Below are 10,546 nucleotides of genomic sequence, written 5' to 3'. Positions count from 1 at the left end.
GACCTGTTACACGAGGATCTGTCACTTCTGAAAAATAATTAGAGGTATTCATTTTGCAATGATAAACTTTTTAGAGGAATTTTGGTGCGGTCGCCCTGATTGTAGACTAAAGTGTGTCAAGTAAATAAAATAATTAACTTTACAGACACACTTTAGTCTACAATCTCGTCTGTAACCGGCCGATCGAAGTATTTTCAATGCCGGTTAGGAATATCATTCCGAGCTAAATCTTTTATCTGCACCAGGGGGAGAAATCCTTCCAATACGCTAAACAGGAAGGGCAGATCGGATCAGGACCGAAAGGACCCGGCCTCTTTGAGTATCAATATATAAGCGAAAAAACGCCCCGAAGGGCGTTTTCATTATCCTAAGTATGTTTTCAACAATTTACTTCTTGAAGAGTGTCTTAAACGACGAATGGCCTTCTCTTTAATCTGCCGCACCCTTTCACGGGTCAGACCGAACTTCTCGCCGATCTCTTCCAAAGTCATTTCCTGGGTATTGATCCCGAAGAATAATTTGATAATATCCCTTTCCCTTTCGGTCAAAGTAGACAAAGCTCTTTCTACTTCGGTAGAAAGCGATTCGTTGATCAACGTACGGTCAGCGATAGGCGAATCGTCATTTACCAATACATCCAGCAAACTATTATCTTCTCCCTCGACGAAAGGAGCATCCACTGAAATATGACGTCCGGATACCCTTAACGTATCGGCCACTTTTTCTGCGGGCAAATCCAATGAATCAGCCAATTCTTCAGGCGAAGGACGACGTTCGTTCTCTTGTTCGAAACGCGAAAAAGCCTTGTTGATTTTATTCAATGAACCAACCTGATTCAAAGGCAAACGAACAATACGCGACTGTTCTGCCAAAGCCTGCAGGATAGACTGACGAATCCACCACACTGCATAAGATATAAACTTAAACCCACGGGTTTCGTCGAACTTTTCTGCAGCTTTGATCAAACCGAGGTTCCCCTCGTTTATCAAGTCCGGCAAGCTCAAGCCTTGATTCTGATACTGCTTGGCCACAGACACTACAAACCGCAGATTCGCCCTCGTCAATTTCTCCAGTGCTTTCTGGTCTCCCTTCCGGATCCGCTGAGCCAGCTCAACTTCTTCTTCAACGGTTATCAGATCCTCTTTACCAATTTCCTGCAAATACTTATCCAGAGATGCACTTTCCCTGTTGGTTATTGATTTTGTGATTTTTAGTTGTCTCATACTATCTTTTATATACCACTGCAAACGTCCTGCAAAGGTATGGTTTTTTATTCATTAAGCAATTTGTAAAATTGTCCAATCTTAGTAGATTAACATTTTTTAATCCAGCAGCGAAAAAGCGAAATATTCAACTCTTCCCCTCGGACTCACTGCAGTAACGAAAACTCCCTCATCTCCGGCTGCTTTCAGAGCCCTCTCCAAATCCTCGCTATCGTAGATGACCATGTCGTTAATTTTAACAATAATATAACCTTCGGTCAACCCAGCTGATTTTAATTTACCATTTTTCAAATCGGTAATCTTAACCCCTTTATTCAGCCGATAGCGATAACGTTCTGCCTGCGTCAAGGGTTGCACCTCAGCTCCCAAAATTCCGGAACCGGTCTTCAGGCTGACATCTCCATAACTATTTTGCAAAACAACATCTGCAACCTTCTCTTTTCCATCCCGGCTCAAAGTCATCTGAACCGTATTCCCGGGGGTATATTGGGCCAACTGTTCCTGCAACTGTGCAAAAGTCTTCGCTTCATAGCCATTCAACTGCAAAATAACATCCCCGACTTTCACTCCGGCCTTTTCAGCAGCTCCACCCGGAATCACTTCCGCCACATAAATACCCGATTGCTCTTTCAACTTGTATTCTTTCGCTAAGGCCGGAGTCAATTCCTGCATCTTGATACCGATCATTGCCCGCTGTACCTTACCGTATTCTTTCAGGTCACTGACCACTTTACGTGCTACATTCACCGGCACTGCAAACGAATATCCCGAATAGCTCCCGGTAGGTGACTGAATAGCCGTATTGATACCGATCAACTCTCCTTTCGCATTCACCAAGGCACCACCGCTATTTCCGGGATTCACCGCAGCATCCGTTTGTAAGAAAGATTCCAGGTTCATTTTTCCCCCCAGCTGACGAGCCTTGGCACTGATGATTCCTGCCGTAACCGTAGAAGTCAGATTGTAAGGATTACCGACAGCCAGTACCCATTCTCCTAAAACCACATCATCCGAATTACCGTATTCGATAGGCTGTAAACCGTTCGCATCGATTTTCAACAGGGCTATATCCGTATCGGGATCGGTTCCGATTACCTTTGCTTCGAATTCACGCTTATCGTTCAAAGTAACCATCACCTTATCACTCCGGTCGATCACGTGATTATTGGTAATGATATAACCATCTTCCGTAATGATCACTCCCGATCCGATTCCCATATTCCGGGGCACTTCACGCATCTGGGGTTGTACTCCTCCAAACCAAAATTCCAAAGGATTTCCATAATACTCCTTTCTCATCTGTACGGTCATCACATTGACCACAGCAGGTACTGTCTTTTTGGCAGCCATTCGCAGGTCTACCGGCCCAGCACTGTCATTAAGTACGTCATTTTCAGATTTATGAACGACAGGACGCACAGCGCCCGGACCTACAATTTGGTGTTGCAGGGTAGGTTGTATGGTTTTCGAACCGAAATTATCAGCTATAAAATAAGCAATCAGGCCGCCTGCAAGCCCTAACACCAACGGAATAATAAACTTTGTTATTTTCATATTCTCTTCCTGATTAAATTGTTACAATTTCCAATTATCTTTGTCGTTTACAATAGTAACAATATCTTTGCCAAGTGTTTATTAATAATTTCTTAATTAGCAAAGCTTAACATCACACTATGATTATTAAGTTTCAAAAATTTCAAGGTGCTGGCAATGACTTCATTATCATTGATAATCGCAATCAGGTATACGAATTTACAAGAGAAATTGTTGAGTATTTCTGTGATCGCAAATTCGGTATCGGAGCCGATGGCCTGATGTTATTAGAAACTTGTCCGGGTTACGATTTCAAGATGCGGTATTTCAACTCCGATGGCAGGGAAGCCAGTCTGTGCGGTAACGGCAGCAGATGCATCGTTGCCTATGCCCATCGCTTGGGCCTGTTTCTGCAAACCACCCGTTTCCTGGCAGCAGACGGTGAACATCAGGGCGAAATTACCCTCCAGGGCGTACGGGTTAAAATGAACGATGTATCCCGAATTACGGTGACCCCCGATTATTTCTTCCTGGATACCGGCTCTCCCCATTATGTAAAAGTAGTAGCCGATGCATTTCAGACGGACGTCGTCACAGCAGGCCGTATGATCCGTTATGCCCCTTCTTTCCAACCCGGAGGCACCAACGTAAACTTCATTACCCCCACTCCGGCATGTATCCGAATCGCTACCTATGAGCGAGGAGTCGAAGACGAAACCCTCGCCTGCGGGACCGGTTGTGTAGCCGCTGCCCTTTCCGCAGCCCTGTTAAATCACGACCACTCCGGGACCTATACGTTACAAACCAAAGGAGGTATATTGAAAGTAAGTTTCAAACAACTGGCAGACAACCATTTCACAGACATTTGGCTGGAAGGTCCTGCCGAATTCGTTTTTGCCGGCGAAATCGAAACACCCCAAAACCGAGACAAGAAAGCAATGTAAGCGGAGTGCCGGTCAGCCTCCCACCTTTAGGCCTTCCTGATTGGCGCAATCTTCGATTCCGGGAAAAATTTCATCAGGAAGGCTATTTCGCTTATCAGCCACAGAAATGTCAAGCCACGAAACATCAATCAGAGACAGGAGTTCGCCGATCGTTTTTCCGGCCAGCCGGAAAACCTTTACTTAGCTTCTTCGGCCTTTTTAAATACAGCGACTACCTTATTTTTAGACAGGAAAGAAAGTTTGTTATCTTTGATCGAATAACCGTCTACACCATCCAGCATTTGGAAAAATTCCGTTTCGGTCTGTAGGTCGGGACAAGCCATCCGCGTCGCTCCCATCGGAGAAAATTTCAAACGGCTCGACTCCATTTCATAATTACCGAAAAAACGGTTACAGCCCCCCCTTCCGTTCACCCGGTGTTCGGCTTCATTAAACTGAATAAAAATCTCGCTATTGGGATCGGTCAAGCTCAATTCTTTATCGTTAAGCGTTTGCAATACCCATTTCACTCCACTCAACTTCGCCATATTTTTCGAAGAGTTACATCCGACAACAGATAACGCAACACATAACACGAGTAAAAAACTTTTCATGACTTTTTCCTTTTCAATTTAAACTATTAAACTTAAAATACCATAGCAAACGATACAATGGTATCCCTTAATATATCATTTCTTTTTCAGCAAATATCATGCCAACATAATCCGTTATGTTCTTCTCCCTCTTTAGCTTCCCATTGGTTTTGCGCCTACGGTCTGATACCCTAACAATCTAAAACACATAACATTATAATCATACATATAGAAGCGGATATTATATTCGTCCGGCGTCTGATAAAAATTATTTTGCATAGTCACCAAATCAGGTTTTTTCTCCTTCGAAGGGACTACAGCGAACATATAATCATAATATCCCTGTTTCAGCTCGGCCTGCCCGACATACGCTTTATTCTTCGCATCATAGTCCATTTTTAATTCAGGCAGCAACTGCCAGTCTGCAAATTTCCCATAGATATAAACTTCCGCTCCGGGAATAGGTTCCGGATAAAGAATAGCAAAATGGGCGACGATATAATCGGCTTCCAGATCAGAATTTTGTACATTCTCTGCCTCGATGTAAAAATTCCCCCCCCGATCAGGGGTCGGAATATAACGCTGAGGAACGGTACCAGGTACCAGGATGAAATTATATCTCCCTTCCGGTCCCTTCAATACATCTTTCACATAACGGGTATAATAAACCAAACTGGAACATTGGAAATTACGAAAAGGAGACAAACCGTTGAAAATATTATCGCTCCCGTTGCCATATACCAATTGGTTTTGCCGGACAAAAGTGGGAGTAAAATTTCTGCGGGAATTCGGATCCTGGTTTTGAGTCACATACACCCGGGTATCCCGCACCGGATCATAGATCTGCAAACCGGTATAGTTCACTGTAAAATTCAGTTGCCGGGAAGTGTACAAAAAAGTAGGATTCGTGCTATTCACCACAGATGCAGCGATACCGACCTTATTTTCCACGACAGCAAAACGTTGTGAAACAACCGCACTATCCGGATTCTGATCGTTGTATACCTGTAATAAATAGTTCCCGGACAATTTGATACCCACTTCTTCATTCGGCAAATTCAAGGTAAACCGGGTGTAAGGCACAACCGTATTGAAAGAGTATTCGTAATTATCCAGCGGATTACTGAAAAATCCGGTCAAATAAGTAAAACTGCTCAAATTGGAATTATTCCAATCAGGATCGCAATGAACAATTTTATAGGTATATGAGTTCGTCTCGCTACTCAGATCGTCGAAACTAAAAAAAAGCTGCTGTCCACTCCCCAACTCGATAACCGGTTCGGCAAAAGGACTGCCGACAGGGTAACACTGAACGGTTCTGATCTGGCTTTGCGCCGGTATCATATTCCCTATCCCCAGGATAAAAACCGATAGATTCAAAAAAAACTTCATCCCCAATAAATTAAAATCTAATTAACGACAAAATTACGTAATTGGTTTGTATATTTGTGTCTTAATTTTAGGAAAACTATAACACTTCATATTTTTGCAAGCCCCTTATCGGGGCGAGGTAAAAAGTTATGTGGTCAGTAATTGTAAATACTTAATTATTAATAATTAAAACACATGTCCAAGGTAATCAAATTAAAAAAAGGCCTTGATATCAAGTTAAACGGAGAAGCGGAAAAAGTGGTGCAACCTGCTGGTAAAATAACCAGTTGTGCGTTAAAACCGACGGATTTCCGGGCTATGACTCCGAAACTAGCAGTCAAGGTCGGCGATGAAGTGAAAGCGGGAGATGTCTTATTTATCGACAAAACACATCCCGAAATTAAATTCACAACACCGGTAAGTGGTACCATTGAAGCCATCAACCGAGGCGAAAGACGTAAATTACTGGAAGTCGTAGTCAAGGCAGATGCCGAGACCCGGTACCGGGATTTCGGAAAAACAGAAGTCAGCAAACTGAATCGGGATGAAATCATCGACAGGCTGTTGGAAAGCGGCGTTTGGCCTCTGATCAAACAACGTCCTTACGACATCATTGCAGACCCGATGAGTACACCGAAAGCCGTTTTCGTGTCGGCCTTCGATTCTGCTCCTCTGGCTCCGGATTACGACCTGATCCTGAACAATCAGAGCAAAGATCTTCAAACCGGTATCGATTGCCTTTGCAAACTCTGCAATAAAAATGTAAATCTGGGCTTGCAGGAAAATACTCCCTCCGCTTCTGTATTTACCAAACTACAGCATGTAGATATCAATTATTTTGCCGGTCCGCATCCGGCTGGCAACGTAGGTGTTCAGATTCATCACCTGAATCCGATCAACAAAGGAGAACAAGTATGGGTGGTCAACATTCAGGATGTCGCTATCATCGGCCGCCTGTTCAATGAAGGCCGGTTCGATGCACGTAAAATTATCGCCCTGGCCGGTTCTGAAGTGACAAAACCCCAGTATTATCACAGTATTTTGGGTGCTTCTATTCAGGATCTCACCGCAGGAAAATTAAAAAATGCAGTAGAACAACGGATCATTTCCGGCAACGTACTCACCGGAACCCGAGTCGTTCCGGAAGGTCATCTGGGCTATTACGACAATCAAATCACCGTCATCCCGGAAGGCAATAACTACGAATTTTTAGGCTGGGCGGCCCCGGGTTTCAATAAATTCTCGGCTTCCAGATTATTCCCGTCCTTTTTATGTCCGAAGAAACATTACACCCTGGACACCAATTACCACGGTGAACGCCGGGCCTTCGTCGTTACCGGACAATATGAAAAAGTATTTCCGATGGACATCTATCCGGTATATTTGCTGAAAGCTGTCCTTGCCCAGGATATCGACCGCATGGAACAACTCGGTATCTACGAAGTTGTGCCCGAAGACATGGCTTTATGTGAATTTGTCTGTACCTCGAAGACGCCTGTTCAGAAAATCCTGAGCGACGGAATCGAACTGATGATGAAAGAAACGAATTAATTTACGATGGAAGATTTCCGATCATCACCCAATAGGGAGGTATCGGAGCTAACATCTAAAATTTAAAATCTAAAATTAATAAAATGAACTTTTTACGAAATTATCTGGATAAGCAGAAACCCAAATTTGAAAAAGGAGGTAAGCTGGAAAAATTCCACTCCGTTTTCACCGGTTTCGAGTCTTTTCTTTTCGTGCCGAATACGACCACTTCCAGCGGAGCTCATATCCGGGATGCCGTCGATCTGAAGAGAACCATGATCATCGTGGTACTTGCTTTGATTCCGGCACTTCTTTTCGGGATATACAACGTAGGTTATCAGCATTTCAATGCTGTCGGCGGCCTGGCAGACACCACTTTCTTCCAACTGTTCTTCTACGGTTTGTGGAAAGTGCTCCCCATGATCATCGTATCTTATGTCGTTGGATTGGGCATCGAATTTGCAGTCGCCCAAATGAAGGGACATGAAATCAATGAAGGTTTTCTGGTTTCCGGTTTACTGATCCCCATGATTATGCCTGTCGAAGCTCCGTTATGGATGGTGGCTTTATCGACAGCCTTCGCAGTAATCATCGGTAAAGAAATTTTCGGAGGTACAGGTATGAACATCTGGAATCCAGCCCTGTTGGCCCGTGCTTTCTTTTTCTTCTCCTATCCTTCTATGATTTCAGGAGATAAAGTATGGATTGCCGGAGACACAGCCGATGCCATCTCACAAGCCACTCCACTGGCACAAATGGCTCTGGGCCAACCCCTGACTTACAGTACGGCAGACATGTTCTGGGGATTTATTCCCGGTTCGGTCGGTGAAACCTCGGCCTTCTGTATTCTGATCGGAGCTGTGATTCTGTTATTGACCAACGTCGCCAGTTGGCGCACCATGATTTCGGTTTTTGTCGGAGGTTATCTCATGGCGCTCATATTCCAGCCGATTTCCGGTGTCGAAGCCTATCAGCAACTGTTAATGGGCGGTTTTGCTTTCGGAGCGGTATTTATGGCTACCGACCCGGTAACTTCCGCTCAAACCAATACAGGTAAATATGTTTACGGTCTGTTGATCGGAGCGATGGCTGTGATCATCCGTTGCATCAACCCGGGTTATCCCGAAGGCATGATGCTGGCCATCCTGCTGATGAACACGTTCGCTCCCCTGATCGACTGGTTCGTTGTACAGGCTAACATCAAACGCAGACTGAAAAGAGCGAAAGCCGTTGCTAATTGACGATTTAAGATTTAAGCAATCATAGATTTAAAAGATATGAATAAACAAGGAAATACCTATACATTCCTCTATTCAGTTGTTCTGGTAGTCGTTGTTGCAGCGCTACTATCCATCGTATCTCTTTCCCTGCAACCCCGGCAGAATGAAAACCGCCAAAACGAAAAGAGACAGAACATACTGAGTGCGATACACATTTCCTCCACTGCTGCCAATTCTGCAGAACTCTTCGACAAATATATCAAGGAGCAGTTTATTATAAACAGCAAAGGAGATAGAATCGAAGGCAAGGCCTTTGACGTAAACATCGAAAAACAATACAACCTACCGGTTGAAAAACGGGAACTTCCCGTATTTGTCGCCAATGTCGACGGAGCCACCAAATACATCCTACCGATTTACGGAGCCGGTTTATGGGGCCCTATCTGGGGATATATCTCCCTGGACGACAACAAAGATACCGTTTACGGTACTTTCTTCGACCACCAGGGAGAAACTCCGGGGTTGGGAGCTGAAATTACCACGCCTGAATTCAATAAAGAATTCCGGAACAAACAGATTTTCTCCGGGAATCAGTTGGTTGGAATTCTGGTCGTAAAAGGCGGGAATGCTTCCGGGGCGAATGAAGTCGATGCCATATCCGGAGGTACGATCACTTCCAAAGGAGTAGAGACCATGATCAAGAATTACTTAACCTATTACGAACCGTTTTTAAAACAAAAATAAAATGAGCGCATTATTTTCAGCTAAGAACCGGGAATTCCTGCTCGGTCCTCTGAGTAAGAACAACCCGGTTATCGTACAGGTCCTGGGTATTTGTTCTGCCCTTGCTGTTACTGCCAAGCTGGAGCCTGCCATCGTAATGGGGCTTTCGGTAACGGCCGTAACCGCTTTCTCGAATGTGATCCTTTCGCTGATGCGAAATACCATTCCGACCCGTATCCGTATCATCGTACAATTGGTCGTTGTGGCCGCTCTTGTAATCATCGTCGATCAGCTGTTGAAAGCTTTCGCTTACGATGTCAGCAAACAGCTGTCCGTATATGTCGGATTGATCATCACCAACTGTATCATCATGGGACGTATCGAAGCTTTCGCCCTCGCCAATAAACCCTGGCCTTCTTTGTTAGATGGTATCGGTAACGGTTTGGGGTACGGCCTGATCCTGGTGATCGTAGCTTTCTTCCGTGAACTGCTCGGTTCGGGTACACTTTACGGTTTCCGTATTATTCCGGAATCGTGGTATGTACAGAACGGCGGTTGTTATCTCAATAACGGTTTGATGATTATGCCGGCCATGGCTTTGATTCTTGTCGGACTGATTATCTGGGTACACCGTTCCAGAAATAAAGATTTAATAGAAAAATAATTAAAGTAAAAATAAGATATGGAAAATCTATTAAATATATTCGTCCGTTCCATCTTCATCGACAATATGATCTTTGCCTATTTCTTAGGCATGTGTTCCTATCTGGCCGTATCGAAGACTGTGAAGACCTCTTTCGGTCTGGGAATCGCTGTTATTTTCGTATTGTTCATCACCGTTCCGGTCAACTATCTGTTAGACAACTATGTGTTGAAACCCGGTGCTTTACAATGGTTGCTCGGGGATGAAGCTGCCGGAATCGATCTGAGCTTCCTGAGTTTTATCATGTTCATCGCCATCATCGCTGCTATGGTACAATTGGTGGAAATGATCGTCGAGAAATTTGCTCCCGCTTTGTACAACCAATTGGGTATCTTCCTGCCTCTGATCGCTGTAAACTGTGCTATCATGGGAGCTTCCCTGTTTATGCAACAGCGGAACTACGGCAGTGTACTCGAAGCGACGACATTCGGTTTGGGCTCAGGTATCGGCTGGATGCTGGCTATCGTATGTATTGCCGCTATCCGGGAGAAACTGAAATATTCCGACATTCCGGCTCCATTACGGGGAATCGGTATCACGTTTATCGTGACCGGACTGATGGCTATCTCTTTCATGAGTTTCCTGGGTATCGACCTGAATAAACTGAAAGCTCAGCCGGCACAAACCGAAACGACGGCACAGGTATCCTCCTATGGTGAAAAAGAGACCGTCACCGGTTACCTGACTGAAAAAGATCAGATGGCTTCAGCACAAAATGAAGGCAATG

Annotated in this window: 9 protein-coding genes and 1 pseudogene; 6 read left to right on the top strand and 4 right to left on the bottom strand. The window is 44.4% G+C overall.

Translation table 11 applies throughout. The annotated features are described in order from the left end of the window. Window positions 1-362: 362 nt before the first annotated feature. The gene (locus AC5RDS_RS16515) at window positions 363-1,223 is read right to left on the bottom strand and encodes a sigma-70 family RNA polymerase sigma factor (RefSeq protein WP_013611831.1); all 861 of its coding nucleotides are present in this window, start codon (window positions 1,221-1,223) and stop codon (window positions 363-365) included. A 99-nt stretch (window positions 1,224-1,322) separates the two neighbouring features. Further along, the gene (locus AC5RDS_RS16510) at window positions 1,323-2,777 is read right to left on the bottom strand and encodes a Do family serine endopeptidase (RefSeq protein WP_013611832.1); all 1,455 of its coding nucleotides are present in this window, start codon (window positions 2,775-2,777) and stop codon (window positions 1,323-1,325) included. 119 nt (window positions 2,778-2,896) lie between these two features. On the opposite strand from AC5RDS_RS16510, the gene dapF reads away from it, so the two are divergent. After that, a complete protein-coding gene (gene dapF, locus AC5RDS_RS16505; protein WP_013611833.1) occupies window positions 2,897-3,700 on the top strand; it encodes a diaminopimelate epimerase in 804 nt (267 codons plus the stop codon). A gap of 176 nt (window positions 3,701-3,876) precedes the next feature. On the opposite strand, the gene AC5RDS_RS16500 is transcribed toward dapF, so the two are convergent. Continuing rightward, window positions 3,877-4,293, bottom strand: coding sequence for an META domain-containing protein (locus AC5RDS_RS16500; protein ID WP_013611834.1), 417 nt, complete (start codon window positions 4,291-4,293; stop codon window positions 3,877-3,879). Window positions 4,294-4,425: 132 nt separating this feature from the next. Then, a complete protein-coding gene (locus AC5RDS_RS16495; protein ID WP_494222414.1) occupies window positions 4,426-5,664 on the bottom strand; it encodes a type IX secretion system plug protein in 1,239 nt (412 codons plus the stop codon). Window positions 5,665-5,838: 174 nt separating this feature from the next. Here AC5RDS_RS16495 and AC5RDS_RS16490 point away from each other — a divergent pair, with 174 nt between their 5' ends. The 5 genes and pseudogenes from AC5RDS_RS16490 to nqrE all read left to right on the top strand — a co-directional run. Further along, window positions 5,839-7,194 carry a Na(+)-translocating NADH-quinone reductase subunit A gene (locus tag AC5RDS_RS16490; RefSeq protein ID WP_013611835.1) on the top strand — a complete coding sequence of 452 codons (1,356 nt, stop codon included), beginning with the start codon at window positions 5,839-5,841 and terminating at the stop codon, window positions 7,192-7,194. An 83-nt stretch (window positions 7,195-7,277) separates the two neighbouring features. Further along, complete coding sequence (locus tag AC5RDS_RS16485; RefSeq protein WP_013611836.1) at window positions 7,278-8,414, top strand: NADH:ubiquinone reductase (Na(+)-transporting) subunit B; 1,137 nt, start codon at window positions 7,278-7,280, stop codon at window positions 8,412-8,414. Window positions 8,415-8,450: 36 nt separating this feature from the next. Further along, complete coding sequence (nqrC, locus tag AC5RDS_RS16480; RefSeq protein WP_013611837.1) at window positions 8,451-9,137, top strand: NADH:ubiquinone reductase (Na(+)-transporting) subunit C; 687 nt, start codon at window positions 8,451-8,453, stop codon at window positions 9,135-9,137. A gap of 1 nt (window position 9,138) precedes the next feature. Next, window positions 9,139-9,780, top strand: a complete 642-nt coding sequence (locus AC5RDS_RS16475) for an NADH:ubiquinone reductase (Na(+)-transporting) subunit D (RefSeq protein WP_013611838.1) — start codon at window positions 9,139-9,141, stop codon at window positions 9,778-9,780. A gap of 18 nt (window positions 9,781-9,798) precedes the next feature. Then, window positions 9,799-10,416 (top strand): annotated as a pseudogene (gene nqrE / locus AC5RDS_RS16470) (NADH:ubiquinone reductase (Na(+)-transporting) subunit E); the annotation flags it as partial. Between the last annotated feature and the right edge of the window lie 130 nt (window positions 10,417-10,546).

Source organism: Odoribacter sp. (genome assembly GCF_985060555.1).
The sequence above is the reverse complement of the archived record's forward strand: the minus strand, read 5'-3'. Positions and strand labels throughout refer to the sequence as shown.